Origin of the sequence: Undibacterium sp. YM2 (assembly GCF_009937975.1) — a bacterium.
Taxonomy (GTDB): domain Bacteria; phylum Pseudomonadota; class Gammaproteobacteria; order Burkholderiales; family Burkholderiaceae_D; genus Undibacterium.
The window spans coordinates 1,472,691-1,491,609 of the sequence record NZ_AP018441.1 but is presented as its reverse complement, the minus strand read 5'-3'; the positions used below and the strand labels follow the sequence as shown (position 1 = coordinate 1,491,609).

Here is an 18,919-nt window from a genome sequence, read left to right as displayed (position 1 = left end):
GATGCGTTCAACACCGGAAAGTGATACGCGACAACTACTATGGCAAATGCTGGTGCTTGCCATACTGTATGCGGCACTTGGACGCCTTTCCCTGTTGCTTGCCATCCCGCCAGGCTATTCCATCGCCATCTATCCTTCTGCCGGTGTTGCCCTGGGCATGGTGCTTACCGGAGGCTACCGCCTCTTGCCCGGTGTAGCCATCGGTGCCTTCGTTGCCAATTTACTCATTAACCTGAACATTTTGGCAACATCAATACCAATGCCCTGATTGCCTCAACCATCGTCGCTGCTGGTGCCAGCCTGCAAACCCTGGTAGCTTGCAAACTGATCCTGAAGAAATTGCATGACAACCTGGCCCTGGATACAGACAGGGCTATTTTTCAGTTTTTTATCTATGGCGGCGGGGTTGCCTGCCTCATCAACGCCAGCATCAGCGTCACTGCGCTGGTCGCTCTGGGTGTCATCCCCTGGCAGGATTTTTTCAATAACTGGATAGGCTGGTGGGTAGGCGATACCTTTGGTGTGCTGACGATTACCCCCATCATCATGGTGATCTATGGCAAGCCGCGTGAGATATGGTATGCCAGACGCTGGAGTGTCCTGGTGCCCCTGCTGATATGCCTGCTGCTGGTGATTACCGCATTTACCTTTACCCGTTACCGCGAAGAACAAAAGCAGCAGCTTGAATTCCGCCTGAAAGCTGAACGCATAGGCCAGAACCTGCAAAACAAGCTGGATACACATGCAGACATCATGCGCAATATCGAGCGCCTGTATGCCAGCTCCATACAGGTCAACCGTAATGACTTTGCCACCTTTGTCAGTCATACCCTGCAAAGCCAGAAAGCCATTTCCTTCTTGTCCTGGGTGCCAAAGGTAGATCTGCAACACCGCGAAAACTTTGAAGTCAATGTATTACGCGAAGGTTTCGCCAATTATCAGATACAGGAGATGAATGAGTTTAATCAGCTCGTGGAGGTCGGTGTCAGGGATGAATATTATCCCATCAGGTACATAGAGCCTTTTTTCGATAATCACCAGATGTTTGGCTATGACATGGGCTCTACCACCGCCCGCAGGATAGCGATTGAGGATGCGCGTGACAGTGGTCACCTGACAGTCACCGACCCTTTAATTTCAAGCGAGACCGATGGCAGGGAACAATTGCATGTGCTGCTGTTTGCGCCAGTCTATGAAAATGGCAAACCGCAAGAAACCATGGAACAAAGAAAGGATGCTTTTTCAGGAGCGGCTGTCAGCATGATACGCATGGCTGACGTCGTCAGGGAAATCCTGTCGAATGAAGACATGCGCAGCGTACGTATCAAATTCTATGACCTTTCCTACCCTGGCAAGAAAGGTATATTCATCGATGAAATCAGTGGACTGACCCCGACTTATTTATTCCAAACCACCATCAACTTTGGTGGCAGACAATTCGCATTACTGGCACAGCCTTCATCAGAATACTGGCGCACCCACGTCGCCTGGATCACCTGGATCACCATGATAGGCGGCCTGCTGTTCACAGGCCTGCTGGGCGCTTACCTGCTGGTCGCAACAGCCCATACTTTTGGCATAGAAAGCCTGGTCGCACAAAGAACGGCAGAGCTGCACGACAGCGAAGAAAGACTGCGTACCATACTCGATAACGCGGCAGAAGGCATACTGACCACGAATGAACATGGCATCATAGAATCAGCCAACCGTTCTGCCGAGGTTTTGTTGAAATATGCACATGGCAGTCTGCGTGGCAGAAACATGTTCAGCCTTTTCCCTGACCCAGAATCACTGCAATTCCTGACTACCCATTTGCGTACGACCAGTCGTGAAAGACAATTTGAAGTGGCTGGAAAAAGCGAACGCAAAGAATTGCTGGCCAGGCAAAAAGATGGTCATGACGTACCGGTGGAGCTCGCAATCACCCGCGTACGTCTGGGCATGCAAGTCTTGTATGTCATCATCGTGCATGACCTGTCCGAGAAAAAACGGGTGGAAAAACTCAAAAATGAATTTGTCTCTGCAGTGTCCCACGAGCTGCGCACGCCGCTGACTTCTATCCGTGGTGTGCTGGGTCTGCTGGCAGGTGGAGTTGCCGGAGACATTCCGGAAAAAGCACAGGCCATGCTGGTTATGGCGAATGACAATGCCAAACGCCTGACTGCACTCATCAATGATTTGCTGGACTTTGAAAAGCTGGAATATGGCAGCATGCAATTCCATTTCGAGACACTTTCCCTGGCTGAATTGATAGACAGCAGCCTGCAGTCCAACCTCGGCTATGCACAGAGTTTTGATATAGGCATACAGTATGAATCAACGATAGATAAGGCTGTCATGGTCAGGGTGGATTCACAGCGTTTTGTACAGGTCCTGTCCAACCTGCTGTCGAATGCCATCAAGTTCTCGCGGCCGCATGGACAAATTGATGTGCGCGTCACGCTCGACCATGGGCAGGCACGCATAGAAGTACAAGACTTTGGCATAGGTATTTCAGAAGAATTCAAGAGCAGCATCTTCCAGAAGTTCACCCAGGAAGATGCCAAGGCTGCCCGCAAATATGCCGGTACCGGACTGGGTCTTAGCCTGACCAAGACCATGATAGAAAAAATGGGCGGGCAGATCGGCTTCACCAGCACAGAAAACCTTGGCTCCTGCTTCTATATCACCTTACCGCTCGTGACCGCAGCCACTGCTGCCGCGACGCCCTCTGTCACCGAGGCATAGCGCAGGCGTGCACCCAGCTCCAGTTTGATGCGCTGGTTTTGCATGCGCCTTGATTCTGACATGAAAGACAATAATACGGGGCTGACCTGCTGCGCCAGTTCAGCACGCGGCAAGCGTGGCGGGCGTGGCAATGCAAACGCATCGGCCACCAGGTCAAAATAAGCCGCCATCTTCATGTCGCTGTCATCGACCGCATGATAGACACGATTGGGCAGCGCCCGGAACAAGGCCAGTTTGATCAATTGCGCCAGATCATCTGCGTGGATGTGGTTGGAATATACATCATCAGCTTCAAGCAATGCGGGCGTGCCCTTGTGCAAACGTTCCAGTGGCAGGCGGTTTGCCGCATAGATGCCAGGCACGCGCAGGATGGACAGGCAGGATTGACTGCGCCGCGCCCAGGCCCGCAGGCAGCTTTCTGCCGCCACGCGGCGCAGTGCACGGGCATTCTGTGGCCTGACTGTGCGGGTCTCGTCAAACCAGGCCCCCGCACAGTCACCATACACACCAGTGGTGCTGACATAAACAAGGCGGCCCTTGTCAGGTAAAATGGCGATCAAATTTTGTGTGCGCCTGTCGGCTTTGCCTTCTGAGGGTGGCGGTGCCAGATGGACAACGTAGCCTGCCAGGCCTTTGAGGCGGGCCAGGCGGTCTGGCTGGTCCAAGTTCCCCAGCAAGGGAATGGCACCGGCGTTGCGCAATTCTGTGCAGCGCTCAGCCTGGCTGGTCAAGGCAAAAATGCGGAAATGCTGGCGTAACAAGGGCAAGAGGCGCATGCCCACATCGCCACAACCTATGATGAGCAAGCGTGGCTTGCCAATTTGTTTAAACTGTTTATTCATGTTCAGGATAGTATGACTTTTCAAGTAAGCGTCACCCCCAGTGGCCGTCAATTTAGCTGTGAAGAAGATGAAACCGTATTGTCGGCAGCGCTGCGCGCAGGCGTCATCTTGCCATACGGTTGTAAAAATGGTGCATGTGGTTCTTGTAAAGGCAAGATCGCCAGTGGTACCGTGCAGCATGGCCCCCACCAGCAACGTGCCCTGAGCGAGCTGGAAGAAACCCAGGGCATGTCCCTGTTCTGTTGCGCCAGGCCACAATCAGACCTGACCATAGAAGCGCGCGAAATCGTCGCTGACGGTGACTACCCGGTCAAGAAAATGCCTAGCCGCATTGCCAAACTGGAAAAGCTTTCGCACGACGTCATGCTCATCGCTCTGCAATTACCAGCCAATGAGCGCCTGCAATACCGCGCCGGTCAATACATAGAATTCCTGCTCAGAGACGGCAAGCGCCGTAGCTACAGCATGGCGAATGCCCCGCATCTGGATGAGCATATCACTTTGCATGTACGCCATATGCCGGGTGGACTGTTCACCGACCAGGTTTTTTCCACCCTAAAAGAACGTGACATCCTGCGCTTTGAAGGACCGCAAGGCACGTTCTTCCTGCGTGAAGATAGCGAAAAACCAATTATCCTGCTGGCTTCCGGCACAGGCTTCGCCCCTATCAAGGCTCTGGTGGAGCACCTGATCCATATTGAGTCCAAGCGCCCGGTCAGCCTGTACTGGGGTGGCCGCCGCCCGGCGGACCTGTATATGCATGCGCTGTGCAAGGAATGGGAACAGCAAATACCTGGCTTTAACTACATCCCTGTCGTTTCTGACGCCTTGCCTGAAGATGCATGGACAGGCCGTAGCGGTTTTGTGCACCAGGCCGTGATAGCTGATCATGCAGACTTGTCTGCTTATCAAGTGTATGCCTGCGGCGCCCCTGTCGTGGTTGACTCAGCCAAGCGCGACTTTACGGCGCAGTGTCAACTGCCAGCAGACGAGTTCTATGCAGATTCGTTTACTTCTGAGGCTGACCTGGCAAACTGAATACTTTTTGCGTAACTACCTGAAAATTTATTTTGACGCAGTGCGCAAAAAGTCCTACTATCCGTTTTATGAAAATTTTTACTGACATGTCCTCACCAAATATTGCACGACGTCGCAACTCGCTGAGCGAGCCTGGGCCGATGTAGGAGTGAGCGTGCGCGTAAAAAGCTGCACCACGAATATCCAGCCACAGGTTCCGCCCTGTGGCTTTTTTTTACCTTGAGTTTTTATCTATCCCCACCCACTGTAACGACCTTAGGAGTCTTGAAATGGAATTCAGTCAGTACAACGTAAATTCCCTGATGTACATCACCCCACGCCCCGAACTGGTGTTCGTTGAAGGCAAGGGCATGTACCTGACTGATCACAAGGGCAAGCGATATCTGGATTATCTGCAAGGCTGGGCGGTCAACTGCCTCGGCCATTGCCCTGATGTGATCCATGAAGCACTGGTCACACAATCAAAAAAATTGCTGAACCCCTCCCCGGCTTTCTATAACGCCCCTATGGTGGAGTTTGCTGATCTGCTGACGAAGAACTCCTGCTTTGACCGCGTGTTTTTCACCAACAGCGGTGCAGAGGCCAATGAAGGCGCAGTCAAGCTGGCACGCAAGTGGGGTCAGTTGAACAAGAATGGTGCATTTGAAATCATTACCTTCGACCATGGTTTCCATGGCCGCACACTGGCGATGATGTCAGCCTCCGGCAAGCCAGGCTGGGACACGATCTTTGCGCCGCAAGTCAGCGGCTTCCCTAAAGCAGATTTGAACGATATCGCTTCAGTAGAAAAACTGATCACTGACAAAACCGTCGGTGTCATGCTGGAACCAGTACAAGGCGAAGGCGGCGTCATTCCAGCCAGCCCCGAATTCATGCAAGGCCTGCGTGAGTTGACGAAGAAGCATGGCCTGCTGCTCATCGTTGATGAAGTACAGACTGGCATGGGCCGTACTGGCGAATTGTTTGGCTATCAGTTGTCCAACATAGAACCAGACATCATGACCCTGGCAAAAGGCATAGGCGGTGGCGTACCACTGGGTGCCCTGCTGTGCCGTGAAGAAGTAGCCTGCTTTGTCCCTGGTGACCAGGGCGGCACTTATAACGGCGCGCCTTTGATGGCTGCCGTCGGCAAAGCTGTATTCAATGAAGTCAACCAGCCCGGGTTTCTCGCCTCAGTCAAAGAGAAAGGCGAGTACCTGAGCCAGCAACTGGAAAAACTGTCTGAGGAATTCGGCATGCAAGGCGAACGTGGCTTTGGTCTGCTGCGTGCCTTGAAGCTCGGTGAGAATATCGGTGGCAAGCTGGTTGAAGCTGCCCGCGACATGGAGCCTGTTGGTTTGCTCATCAATTCACCTCGCCCAGACCTGCTGCGCTTCATGCCTGCATTGAATGTGACGAAGGAAGAAATTGATCAATTGATCAGCATGTTGCGTGTCGTAATACAACAAGTCAAAAACTCAGCCTGAGCGTCAAGATAAAGAAAATGGCTTGTATTGTGAAAGCAATACAGGCTTTTTTTTACGCCAAGAGCATTGCCTCTAAAGCATGTTTAATATTTATCAATCTGTATTTAATCTGAATTTATTCTATATATAATGCGCAATTCCATTCCAGCAATGAAAGCGCGCATGCCTCACTTTTACAAGCCTCTCGCCCTCAAAATCGCCTTTGGTGTTTTCGGCAGCCTGTTCTTGCTTCAGGCTCCAGTTTCGCATGCCGCGGCTGAACCTATCCCTATTGCGAGTTTTTTCAAAGGATCGCAATTTCAAGATGCCCGCCTGTCTCCGGATGGCAAAAACATCGCCATGATCATGAAGGGTGCGAATGACCGTATGGTGCTGGCAGTGCTGGAAATTGGCCAACTGCGCCCGGAAATTATTGCCAATTATGAAGACAAGGATGTGCACTCCTTCCACTGGATCAATAATGACAGGCTGGTCTACGATCTGACAGATCTGCAATACAAAGAAGTCCAGCGCATTTTCAGACCTGGCTTATATGCGGTAAATAAAGACCGCAGCAAACGTGTACGCCTGGTCACACATCAGTTTACCAATCCCGGCACCAAGGTGGTAGGTGAATTACCTTGGTACACCGACTTTCTGGACATCGCTCATGATTTAAATTCGCCAGACATCTATGTCACTCAAGCTACCGAAGCCGGGTCTGGTATCTATGATCTATATCGCCTTAACACGATAACAGGCAATACTGAACTTATTCCACGCCCCGGCAAGGTCAACGCATGGTTGATAGACAAGGCTGGGGTTGCACGTGCCGCAGTCACGACAGAAGAAGACAAATCTGTCCTTAACTATAAAGACCCGAAAACCAATGCCTGGCGCAAACTGGCAACATCCAGCTGGACATCCGATGACAGGATAACGCCTGTGTTTTTTAGTCCGGAAGGTGATTTATATGTACGCGCCAACAATGGCAAGGAATTCAGCTCACTGTATCGTTTTGATCTGGAAAAAAATCAGCTCGAAGCAGATCCGGTAATTTCATTGAAAGGCTATGACTTTACTGGTCAGTTGATCTACAACGCTCCGCAAAAGAAGGTGTTGGGCCTGCGCTATGAAATGAGCAGGCCTGCAACCATATGGTTTGATGAAACCCTGGCGGAAAAACAAAAGCAGATTGATGCGCTTTTGCCTGATACCCATAACGCCCTGCACTTCCCTTCTGACCTGAAAACCAATATCGCTCTGGTTTATTCTCATTCAGATATCGTACCTGGCACATGGCAACTGTTTGACTTCAATTCAAAAAAATTGATACGCCTGGGTGTCAGCAAACCTGACATTAAACCTGAGCAGATGGCAGAAAAACAGATGCTGAATTATGCAGCGCGTGACGGCCTGCAAATCCCGGTTAACCTGACCCTGCCGCCAAACAGCACGGGCAAAAATCTGCCAGCCGTAGTACTGGTGCATGGTGGCCCCTATTTGCGCGGCAATCACTGGAACTGGAATCCGCAAGCACAATTCCTGGCCTCGCGCGGTTATGCTGTCATCGAACCGGATTATCGCGGCAGTACGGGCTATGGTGCAAAACACTTCCGCGCGGGTATCAAGCAATGGGGCTTGGCCATGCAGGATGATGTTGCCGACGCCGCCAAATGGGCAGTCGCTCAGGGCTATGTTGATCCAAAACGTATCTGCATAGCGGGTGCGAGCTATGGTGGTTATGCAACCCTGATGGGCCTGATCAAAGACCCCGACATCTTCCGCTGCGGCATAGAATGGGTGGGGGTGACCGATATCAATCTCATGTACGACATCCACTGGAGTGATTTTTCAGACGAATGGAAATGGTTCGGCATGCCAGTGCTGATTGGTGACCAGGTCAAGGATGCAGCCCAGTTGAGGGCGACTTCACCTTTGCAAAACACCGACAAGCTGACACGTCCCTTGTTGATGGCTTATGGCAAGCGTGACCGTCGTGTTCCGATCGACCATGGTACTCAATTCTATAAAGCCATCAAGGAAAAAAATTCCAGTGTTGAATGGGTGGAATACGCAGAAGAAGGCCATGGATTCTTCCTGCTCAAAAACAATGTTGACTTCTGGGGCCGTGTGGAGAAATTCCTTGATCAGAATATAGGCAAAGGCCAGCCGCTGGCGGCATCAGACGCCGGTAAATAAACGCTCCTGCAAAAAGGCCACGAAAGTGGCCGTCTTCAGTGCCAGCCAGTCACGCGCTGGATACACTGCATACACCGGTGAGCCGCTGGGCAGTTGATAATTGTCCAGCACCGCCACCAACTCACCACTTTGTAAGTGCTTGCTGACGATGAGTTTATCGATCAGCACTATGCCAGCGCCTGAGCATGCAGCAGCCACCAGGGCAAGACCATTATTGGATTGGAAGTGGCTGCTCACTCTGACCTTTTTCACCTCGCCATCCTGTAGCAAAGTCCATTCATCATGGGCGCGCCCTGCGCTGATGTACAGCAGGCAGGCATGCTGTGCCAGGTCCTCTGCCACAACAGGATGTCCAGCATGCGCCAGATAGCCAGGTGATGCGCAAAGTATGCGCTGACTATCGACAAGCTTGCGCGCTATCAGGCTGGAGTCTTCCAGGTGAGAAACACGGATGGCAACATCAATCTGTTCGGCAATCAGATCGACCAGCCTGTCTTCGACTTGCAGGGCAAAATCAATTTGCGGATAACGTTTGCAAAACTCCATCATGACCGGCACCAGCCGGGTGACCGCTGGAACGGGGCAGGTCACACGCAAGCGCCCTCTGACTTCTTGCTGGTGTTGTCCCGCCATTTGTTCTATGTTGGCTAATGCGGTATCGATGCGCTGCGCCTCATGCAAGACTTGTTCACCTATCTCGGTCAGGGTCAGCTTGCGGGTGGAGCGCTGTATCAGCCGTGCACCGAGGTCCTGCTCCAGTTTGGCCAGTTGCCGCGATAGCAAGGACTTGCCACAGCCCAGTTGTACGGCTGCCTTGCTGATGCTACCTGCGCGGATAATGGTGGCAAATACAGCAAGATGTTGTGGATTCAGCATGATATGCCCTCTTTTTTGCTTCGACATTGTCCTGATTTTGACAACAATATTATGCAATATACCTGACTTATCAAGCAACAATAAGCAACCTATACTGCTTTCCATGGTCAGCAGCGTGCTGCCACAATAAATTCCCAGTAAGTCCTCACCATCCGACAAAGGAAAAAACATGAACGCCATCAATTCTCAATTCAAACTTGCAGCCCGCCCACAAGGCAGTGTCAAAGCCAGCGATTTTAATCACGTCAAAGAGCGATTGCGTGATTTGCAGGCAGGCGAAGTGCTGATCAAGAACCTGTATATCTCGCTCGACCCAGCCATGCGCGGCTGGATGAATGAGAGCAAAAATTCTTATATGCCACCAGTGGCGATAGGCGAAGTCATGCGCGCCCTGGCTGTTGGTCAGGTCGTAGAATCGAATAATCCAAAGTTTGCAGTCGGTGATCATGTCAGTGGCATACTGGGCATGCAGGAATATGCCTACTCTGATGGCAATAGCATCAGCAAGGTTGATCCAAAACTGGCCCCTCTGCCACTGTACCTGAGCACCCTGGGCATGCCAGGCATGACTGCCTACTTTGGTTTGCTCGAAGTCGGCCAGCCCAAGGAAGGTGATACGGTCGTAATATCCGGCGCAGCCGGTGCAGTCGGTACCATCGTTGGTCAGATTGCCAAGATCAAGGGCGCACGCGTGGTTGGTATCGCCGGTGGTGCCGACAAGGTTCGTTACCTGACAGAAGAACTGGGCTTCGATGCTGCCATCGATTATAAGAGCGAAGATGTCAGCGCCGCCTTGAAGCAGCATTGCCCTAAAGGCATAGACGTGTATTTCGATAATGTCGGCGGTGATATCCTTGATGCGGCCCTCGCGCAACTGGCTTTTGGTGCCCGCGTGGTGATTTGCGGTGCGATCTCCCAATACAATAATACGACCCCTATCAAGGGCCCATCAAACTACCTGAACCTGATGGTCAAACGTGCCACGATGAAAGGTGTGATGGTATCCGACTTTTACCCACGTGCCATGGAAGCGGCGATGGTCATGGGTGGCTGGATCATGTCTGGCAGATTGAAAAGCCGTGAAGACATCGTTGAGGGCCTGGAAAATTTCCCTGAGACCTTCCAAAAACTGTTCACAGGTGAAAACAATGGCAAGCTGATCTTGAAAGTAGCTGGAGTCTAAGGAAAATAGTAAGCATCGATAGTAAGCATCAAATGAAAAGCCACCAGCATGCTGGTGGCTTTTTGCTAAAGCTTAGTTACTTATGGCTTCAACACAAAGTGCAGCACAGACAAAGCAGGCAAAGTGTAACTGAACTTGTTCTTGGAGATATTGCTGAGCCCGCTCCTTGCAGTGATATTGGTGCTGCTGCCACTGACACCCCAGACCTGGGCATATTTCAAATTCACAGGATGGCTGAGTTGAAAGCTGCTCGTAACATTAGTGCTCTGGCGGTTGATGGCAATAACGTGGATGACATTAGGGTCATTGACATCGACCGCTGCATACACGGCTGCATTGCTATTATTGCTGGAAACCGCCTTCACAGAAGTTGCAGGGAATACCGACTTATTCCCATCATAATTTCGGTAAATCTTGAAGCCTGCAGCAATGTATTGTTCTGCATCGCCAAAATAAGTCGCCAGATACACGCCTTGTTTGCCAAAGGTACCCAGTGCATCTGCCTGGGCAATCGCGCCTGTGATATCGCTCTTACCACCAAAATCATATTCAGTCACCGCCAGTTTGGTGCCTGGATAAAAATCATTGATGGCTTGTTGCAGCTTGGGCAGCATTTGCAGAGAGCGCCCGTCAGTGAAACCGTTACCGTTCTGGGTAATCCAGCTAGGTTCTACATAAGTCGCATCCCACAAACTGCGCGCGGCCTGCACACGGTCAGTGGCATTGTAAGAAGCTTGTGGATAATAGTGAAAAGAAAACACGTCGAGCAAACGACGACCGGCGCTTTGCGAAGCCTGGTTCATTTTTGCCAGATAGGCGTTCGCCATGGCCATGCCGTTGTATCGATAACGGTCGCCAGTATTATTGCTGTAATAAGGCTCTACATTGTATTGCGCCCAGTCAGATGGCTGATGCGAGGCTGAACCGTCCCACACTGCCCACAGGCTGAACAGACCAAGGTAACCGCTGATTGCCGGCCCAAAGGTCTCTGCGCTGGCGTCCATGCGTTTGACCGTCTTTGCGAGGCTGATATTTCTTTGCAAGACATCGGTGACCGTAGTCAACGTTGGGTACAGATTCGCATGTGTGCCGCTTTCTCCGCTGTTGGTAGTCCAGTGATGCCAGAGATCTGGCTCATTATCGAGTTCATAGCCTTTGACACCATTTGCAGATGACGCATTGCCGTATTTCTGTGTCAGGAAATTGATTTCTTCATCTATATAGACGACACCATCATTAAGGCCCGGCGTCAGGCTCAGGCCACCAGCCGCAGCGGGCTTGTCATTGATGATATTGACCCAGCGTGCAGTATCCACATTTGATGGCCCGGCAGTGCTCTGCCACAGCTGGGAACCCATGCAAGTGCTTGGCGGATTGAGGTTGATGATGTCTTTGGGCAGCTTGCCAGCGGCAGGCAATTGCAGCAAGGAATAAGTGCCCAGCACCAGCGACTGGTCCTGGAAACTTTGTAAGGCTGCACCAGGGGTGTAGTAGGCCAGGCCATTATTTGAATTGGGATTGCCCGCTCCGGCTGTCGCACTGACACCCGCATTGGATGAATGGCACCAGTCATTACCAGAATTGCTGACGCCATTTTCCCAGTTGTAGCTGGTCATATTATTACCACCCAGGCGGCGCGAGCGCAGGTTCAGGCTTTGCAGACTGGCTTGCCCGCCCTGATTGGCCCAACCAGCACGACCGGTTCCATCGGCATAAGCGTTATAACCATAGATCAAAGGGCTGATGGTCTTGCGCTCTGCCTGGGTATCAATGGAAAATGTGACATTCTGCGCCGACGTTGTCGAAATTTCTGCCGAAATACCCAGAATTAAAAGAACTTTGCACAAGCTGACTTGTCTCATGAGGCACCCTTGGTCTGCTCGTCGATAAATTATTTCCAAGTGGAAATTTAACGTTCAGGGTACTTCATCATTTTTAACAATTCAAGAAATATCCGGCGGGTAAATGTAACCGTAAGACACATTAGTCAGTATTTTGCTTGGTAACAGTAAAAAAACTGCTTACAGAATGTTGCAAATCCCGTTATTGATATAGCTTTTGTTATAGCTTTTATCCCGCCTTTGTATGTATTTGAGGCTGTTTTTGTTTGTAGCACCGCTTTGCCATTTGCATTTCAATTAGTACAAGTATTTATAAAAAACCATCCAAATCCATTTTCGAGAATAACAATGAGACTAAGCAAACTCGCCCTCGCTCTTAGCCTGTCCAGTCTGGCAACAACCGTACTTGCAGCACCTGCCTATTATCGTTTCCCCAGCATACGTGGTGATGCTGTGGTGTTTACCGCAGAAGGCGATCTATGGAAAGTGGCAAGCAGTGGTGGCCAGGCGCAAAGGCTGACCAGCCATCCTGCGGCAGAAGTCTTGCCCGCCATCTCACAAGATGGCAAGTGGCTGGCGTTTTCTGCTGCTTACGAAGGTGCAACCGAAGCTTATGTCATGCCCATGGCAGGTGGTGTACCAAAGCGCATCAGTTTTGAAAATGACCAGGTATCTGTCTTGGGCTGGACAGCCAGCGGCGAAGTACTGGTTACGACATTGAACAGCACAGGCCCGGCTTCGCACCGCATCATCGCCGCCATCAATCCGCAAACCCTGATGCGCAGGGTATTCCCGGTGGCAGATGCGAATGAAGCTGTGCTCGACGAAAGCGGCAAGTATCTGTACTTCACCCGCTTTGGCCTGCACATGACGAATGACAACGCCAAGCAATATCGCGGTGGCGCTACTGCACAAGTCTGGCGTTATGACGTGCAGACCAAGACTGAAGCCACGCAATTATTTGCCGACGACAAAAGCAACAACCGCCGCCCCATGCTATGGAAGGGCAAACTCTACTTTATCAGCGACCGCAATGGCGCCTTCAATATCTGGAGTGCCAATCTCGACGGCACAGATGCCCGCGTCCTGACCCAGCACAAGGAATGGGAAGTACGCAACCCCAGCATAGCCGATGGCAAGATAGCCTATCAACTCGGTGCCGACTTGCATGTACTCGATATCAGCAATGCCAAAGACCAGACCCTGACTATAGACCTGGTGTCTGACTTTGATCAGCAGCGCAAGCGCCAGATCAAGACTCCCATGGAGTATCTGTCGAATGTAGAAATCGCCGGCAAGGAAGAACGTCTGCTGTTCACTGCGCGCGGACGCCTGAGCATAGCAGGCTCTGGCCCGCAAAGGCGCATAGACTTGCCCGTGCCAGAGAACGCCCGTGCGCGCGAAGCCGTATTTTCACATGATGACAAATCCGTGTATGCCATTGTCGATACTACCGGTGAAAATGAAATCTGGAAATTCCCGGCCAATGGCCTCGGCAAACCAGAGGTCCTGACTACCAATGGTGATGTACACCGCTACCGTATCATCCCCTCCCCTGATGGCAAATGGCTGGCGCATACGGACAAGCGCGGCAGGCTGTGGTTGCTGGACCTGGCGACCAAGACCAATCAAGTCATTGATGATGCAGGCAAGATAAGTGCCGAGAGGCAGGAAGAAGTCATCTGGTCACCAGACAGCAAGACCATCGCCATCGTCAGGGCAGACAATAAGCTGCAAAGACCACAGATAGGCCTGTACTCGCTGGAAAGCAAACAGATTCACTTTGTCACCAGCGACCGTTATAACTCGCACGCACCAGTGTTCTCTCCCGATGGACGCTGGCTGTATTTTTACTCTGAGCGCAATTTCCAGGTCAGCAACCGTGCCCCCTGGGGTGACCGCAATATGGGGCCGCATTTCGAGAAGCGTACTGGCCTGTATGCACTTGCTTTGCAGGCTGGGAACCGCTTCCCCTTCAAGGCCGACGATGAGTTGAGTAAATCCAGCGACAAGACAACTGACAAACCGGCAGACAAAGATAAGGACAAAGAGAAAACTGACGACAAGAGCGCCGACAAGTCAAAAGACAAGCCAGCCGATAAAACTGAAGAAGCCAAGAAACCTGCCAAGCCCGTCCTCCCTGCCATACAGTATACCGGTCTGGCCGAGCGCTTGTATCAGGTACCACTGGCGTATGGCAATTACCGCGACCTGGCCATTGATGAAAAACGACTGTATTTCACTGAAGCGGAAGGCACGGATGGTAAGTCCACGTTGAAAACCTTGGCGATCAGCAAGACTTCACCACAACCCGACATTTTTGCTGGCAACATACGCCAGTTTGATTTGTCTGCCGACAAAAAACACGTGTTTTATCGTCAGCAAATTGGCACTGGGCCACAGGAATTCTTTGTTGTCGAAGCCGGTGCAAAACAACCGGGCGATGTCAGCAAATGCAAAGTCAATATTAACGACTGGGCTTTCTTCCTCAGTCCTAAACTTGAATGGCAGCAAATGTATGCCGATGCCTGGCGCATGCACAGGGACTTTTTGTTTGACGACAAAATGCGCGGCGTAGACTGGAGCAAGGTACGTAGCAAATATGCACCATTGGTGGACCGCATCACCGACAGGGCAGAGTTGAATGATGTATTGGGCATGATGGCCAGCGAAGTCAGCACCCTGCACTCACAAAGTCGCCCTGGCGATATACGCCGTGCAGCACCGGAAGGACAGGCTGCCTCACTCGGTGCGGTCTTGAGCCGCAGCAATGGTGGATACCGCATCGACCATATCTATCATACTGAAGCAGAATTGCCATCTGAGCGCACTCCCCTGTCGCAACCTGATCTGGACATCAAGGAAGGCGACGTCATCACCGCCATCAATGGTCAGCCTGTGATGGAAGCACGTGATATTTCAGACCTGCTGATCAACCAGGCAGACAAGCAGGTATTAATGCATGTCAAACGTGGTGACCAGGCAACACGAGCTGTCATCGTCACACCTGTCAATATGATGAAGCATGCGAATCTGCGTTACAGCGACTGGGAACAAAGCCGCAGCGAACAAGTCAACAAGGCTACGCAAGGCCGCATTGGTTACCTGCATCTGCGTGCCATGGGTGCCCAGGATATCAACAGCTTTGCCCGTGATTTTTACAGCAATATAGAACGTGACGGCCTCATCATCGACGTGCGCCGCAACCGTGGCGGCAATATCGACAGTTGGGTCATAGAAAAACTCTTGCGCAAGGCCTGGGCTTTCTGGGCATCACCAACCTCTGCACCCTACACCAATATGCAGCAGACCTTCCGTGGCCATCTGGTGGTACTGGTGGATGAACTGACTTACTCTGATGGCGAAACATTTGCCGCCGGCATCAAGGCCCTGAAGCTGGGGCCACTGGTAGGCAAACGCACCGCAGGTGCAGGCGTCTGGCTGTCGGATAATAATTCACTGTCAGACAATGGCATGATCAGGGCAGCAGAAAACGCACAATTTGGCATGGATGGCCGCTGGCTGGTAGAAGGTGTAGGTGTAGCACCCGATGTCGAAGTCGATAACCTGCCACACGCAACCTTCAATGGCAAAGACCAGCAACTCGAAGCAGCAATACAATTACTGGAGAAAAAATTGAAAGAACAGCCAATCAAGGCCATGGTGCCACAAGTCATTCCACCATTAAGCAAATAGCAAATACTTGGCTTTTCTTGTTAGAGCAAAAACCTCATAGCTAAATACTATGAGGTTTTTTGTTTGAATGCCCATAGATAGCTTTCACTAAGTGATGCAGCGCACTGAGTATTCGCAAATAAGCTGATAATTTATCAGAGTGCATTTCATCAACAGGATGAGATACGATCTAATACATAGAGCAGCATGTTCCAGGAAGGCAGGTAGTGCATGATTATCTCACCCATCAGCACGGTGGCGACGGCAGCAGCAAGTTCTCCCTCAGCAATCAATGCAGCTACTGACTCCGCTACAATTCGCGCCCTCTCAACAGCAATAGCTGACAACACAGGCTTGCTTGATGCAATACCTGCAATACGCAGCAATAACATGACGGTCGATGTTTCTGCTCTGGGTGAATTGCTGGCCTACACTGTCCGCCTGCAAAACAAGAGAACTGCCAATGTTACAACGACTGTCCCCCTGGCAGTTAGTGCAGATCAAGCACAAACGGCGCAAACGAAAGCAGACATCGCCCAGCTCACCACCATCGCCACATCATTTGTGGACGCATTCAATCAACTGCAAGCCAGCAATTCCAACCTGGCGGAAAATCCCTTGATACCCACCAGTAGGGACAGCCTCTTGCTGGTCATGAATGCTGGCACACAAAGTGCAGACGGGAGCAGCCTGTTCGAGCAATTGGGGAAAATTGGGATCAATTTGCAAAATGTCGCCCAGCCCAACAACGACAGTTTTTTGACACTGGATGTGAGTGTTTTTCAAAATGCCCTGGCTGAAGACCCTGTGGGCACAACTGCTTTACTGGCGCAGGCTTTACAGATACTGGTTAAGGCAGAAAGCACCGTCATTGCACAAAATCAGGAGCTTGCTTCGGGCAATATCCTTACGAATACAAGTATCAATGACGCTGAGAATCCTGACCTTACAAGCTCAACTGAAAGCACAAGTATAAATAACAAAGTCAGTAACAGCGCTTCCCCACCGGCTAATTTGAATGAAGACGCAGGCACCGCAACGACCAATGCCAATGCAGAACTGCAGCGAGCATTGGGAGATGAAGCACTGCAGGTAGCAATCGATATCACAAGAAATTCTCAGGCCACATTTGCGAACACCAACGGCACAGACAATATAGCGAGCAATGCTGCGCAGGCAAGTCCTGAAATACCCGTATCTCCAGAAATAAGAACAGCAGCAGCTACAAACAATGCAGCAAATATCTCGCAAAGTAATGCCGCAATCAATTCTGCAATAGATACATCTACGGTTGCAAGAACGGCGGCATCTTCTGGTGCAGCGACTGACATCGGCTCGAATGCCATAGTGGCCACAGGAACAACTGATATCAACGTAAACAGCAAGGCGCTTTCAGCCGAAACAGAGGTGGCGGACATCACCACCAGTCTGCCTTCACAAACACAGGGGACACAAATAAGGACACAAACTCCGCCTGCGGAAACCGTGGATACACCCAAGGTATTACAGGCTGCTATAGCCACTCAAAGCAAGTTGTCATCAAGCATCACGACACCGTCTGCACTGCCAACCGAAAGTCAGCTGGAAAATCAGGTCGCGGCAAATACAAGCAAATTAAATGAAAGCACTGCGTCCAGTAGCGCTTCAGGCATTGCGGAGACTACGCTCAATACGCTGTCCACATTTGAAGAAGTCAGCAAGACTCTGGATACCATCAATCAGGCCACCGCAGCAGCAACTAATATTGCAGCCAATAAGCTGCCCGCCGCAGCCAGCCAGGCATCAACCGCAGTTACCACTCCAGTACCCGTCAATGCCAGCGCCCAGCAAACTACGCCCGTCAACAACAGTGCGGCAGTCAACACCAGCGCCAGCGCGACTGGTATCCAGTCCAGTATCAACCCTCTGATTGCGGCTGCAATCGCGAGCTTGCGCGTCAGAGACGGTATCCAAACCAACCCCTTAGAAAACTCTAGCCCGGCAGACGCCGACACAGTAACAGCGCCCGAGGCTGTCATTGTTGTAGAACCCGTCACACTGGATTTACATGAGCATGCGAAAAACCAGCATCAAGAGGCGGAGGTCGATTCTGCGTATCACCAGGCAGAAGAATTGGGTGAGCCAGAAGAACATATAGCGACATCTGGCAAGATCGACATTAATGCCTGACCACCTTTAATCAGCACACTTGAATTTACGACCTAGTGGCGATCAGCAGCATTACCGACGACATCCTTATAAGCATGCCAGCTTGCATGGCCTATGATGGGCATGAGTATCAGAAAGCCCAGGTTCCAGCTTAAGAAACTCAATACCACGCTGCCAATGATCAGTGTGGCCCAGACCATGGTCGCGGGCGCATTGATGAACAAGGCAACACAGCTGATGATCATCGCGGTAATGGCATCGGTGTCCCTGTCCAGCATCAATGGTATCGACACCCAACTGATGGCAAATACCAGGCTGGCAAAGACGAAACCTATGCAGATATACACCGCCAAAAATTCCAGGTTATTCAGTGAGAACAATTGCGCCAGGAAGCCCTGCATGGTTGGCATGCCCTTGTTGTAAAACAGGGCAAAAATAACCAGCGAAGCGCGCGCCCACACCATCATGATAATCGCCAGCACCAGAGCCAAAACACCGATATTGCTCCAGCGTCCGCGCATGGAAAATACACTGCCTAGCAAACCGGAGCGCACATTCTCAAGACGGCGGCTGATATCGTAGAGTCCCAACGCGAGTAATGGGCCGACCAATAAAAAACCGCAGGTCAGGGCAGACAGATATTCGGGTGCATTATTAAGTATCAATCGCAGGACCAGCCCCATGGCTGCAAAACAGACCCCGTAAAAAATACTGGAGCCGCCCGAAGCACGAAAATCGCGCCAGCCCAGTTTTAGCCAGGCCAGGGGGCGGAACATGCCGACCCGGCGCAGAGGTGGAAAAGCAGATTCATGGTCTATGACGGTCCGGATGTCGGGCGGCGCACTATCCCCGCCCCGGCCTTGCGATTGATTAGTCATACTGTCCCCATTGTTTTGAAAATGCCCGTTTTTTGATACGGATCAATTTCCATCCTAAGGCAGT

General features: G+C 51.3%; 12 protein-coding genes. 8 read left to right on the top strand and 4 right to left on the bottom strand.

The features are described from left to right. Position 1 precedes the first annotated feature (1 nt). Together UNDYM_RS31050 and UNDYM_RS06620 are read left to right on the top strand one after the other, a co-directional pair. Positions 2-268: an MASE1 domain-containing protein gene (locus tag UNDYM_RS31050; protein WP_162040343.1), complete on the top strand. Its 267-nt coding sequence runs from the start codon at positions 2-4 to the stop codon at positions 266-268. Further along, positions 250-2,727: a CHASE domain-containing protein gene (locus UNDYM_RS06620; RefSeq protein WP_370529478.1), complete on the top strand. Its 2,478-nt coding sequence runs from the start codon at positions 250-252 to the stop codon at positions 2,725-2,727. The genes UNDYM_RS31050 and UNDYM_RS06620 overlap by 19 nt, the downstream gene beginning before the upstream one ends. Here UNDYM_RS06620 and UNDYM_RS06615 read toward each other — a convergent pair. After that, positions 2,661-3,569 (bottom strand): SDR family oxidoreductase, encoded by a 909-nt coding sequence (locus UNDYM_RS06615; RefSeq protein ID WP_162040341.1) that lies wholly within the window; start codon positions 3,567-3,569, stop codon positions 2,661-2,663. The genes UNDYM_RS06620 and UNDYM_RS06615 overlap by 67 nt on opposite strands. A 12-nt stretch (positions 3,570-3,581) precedes the next feature. On the opposite strand from UNDYM_RS06615, the gene UNDYM_RS06610 reads away from it, so the two are divergent. From UNDYM_RS06610 to UNDYM_RS06600, 3 genes are all read left to right on the top strand, one after another. Continuing rightward, positions 3,582-4,607: a CDP-6-deoxy-delta-3,4-glucoseen reductase gene (locus UNDYM_RS06610; protein WP_162040340.1), complete on the top strand. Its 1,026-nt coding sequence runs from the start codon at positions 3,582-3,584 to the stop codon at positions 4,605-4,607. A gap of 269 nt (positions 4,608-4,876) precedes the next feature. After that, a complete protein-coding gene (locus UNDYM_RS06605) occupies positions 4,877-6,073 on the top strand; it encodes an acetylornithine transaminase (protein WP_162040339.1) in 1,197 nt (398 codons plus the stop codon). A 162-nt stretch (positions 6,074-6,235) separates the two neighbouring features. After that, positions 6,236-8,254, top strand: a complete 2,019-nt coding sequence (locus tag UNDYM_RS06600) for a S9 family peptidase (protein ID WP_162040338.1) — start codon at positions 6,236-6,238, stop codon at positions 8,252-8,254. Here the strand turns inward: UNDYM_RS06600 and UNDYM_RS06595 are convergent. Next, complete coding sequence (locus UNDYM_RS06595) at positions 8,237-9,130, bottom strand: LysR family transcriptional regulator (RefSeq protein WP_162040337.1); 894 nt, start codon at positions 9,128-9,130, stop codon at positions 8,237-8,239. The two genes, UNDYM_RS06600 and UNDYM_RS06595, sit on opposite strands and share 18 nt — an antisense overlap. Positions 9,131-9,299: 169 nt before the next feature. On the opposite strand from UNDYM_RS06595, the gene UNDYM_RS06590 reads away from it, so the two are divergent. Continuing rightward, the gene (locus tag UNDYM_RS06590) at positions 9,300-10,313 is read left to right on the top strand and encodes an NADP-dependent oxidoreductase (RefSeq protein ID WP_162040336.1); all 1,014 of its coding nucleotides are present in this window, start codon (positions 9,300-9,302) and stop codon (positions 10,311-10,313) included. Between the two features lie 80 nt (positions 10,314-10,393). Here UNDYM_RS06590 and UNDYM_RS06585 read toward each other — a convergent pair whose 3' ends face one another. Next, positions 10,394-12,175 (bottom strand): glycoside hydrolase family 44 protein, encoded by a 1,782-nt coding sequence (locus UNDYM_RS06585; protein WP_162040335.1) that lies wholly within the window; start codon positions 12,173-12,175, stop codon positions 10,394-10,396. Between the two features lie 327 nt (positions 12,176-12,502). Between UNDYM_RS06585 and UNDYM_RS06580 the strand changes: the two genes are divergently transcribed. Both UNDYM_RS06580 and UNDYM_RS06575 read left to right on the top strand, forming a co-directional pair. After that, positions 12,503-15,850: a S41 family peptidase gene (locus tag UNDYM_RS06580; RefSeq protein ID WP_162040334.1), complete on the top strand. Its 3,348-nt coding sequence runs from the start codon at positions 12,503-12,505 to the stop codon at positions 15,848-15,850. A gap of 210 nt (positions 15,851-16,060) precedes the next feature. After that, positions 16,061-17,998, top strand: coding sequence for a hypothetical protein (locus UNDYM_RS06575; RefSeq protein WP_162040333.1), 1,938 nt, complete (start codon positions 16,061-16,063; stop codon positions 17,996-17,998). 32 nt (positions 17,999-18,030) lie between these two features. Here the strand turns inward: UNDYM_RS06575 and UNDYM_RS06570 are convergent, their stop codons facing one another. Further along, positions 18,031-18,855: a DUF2189 domain-containing protein gene (locus UNDYM_RS06570; protein WP_162040332.1), complete on the bottom strand. Its 825-nt coding sequence runs from the start codon at positions 18,853-18,855 to the stop codon at positions 18,031-18,033. Positions 18,856-18,919 lie beyond the last annotated feature (64 nt).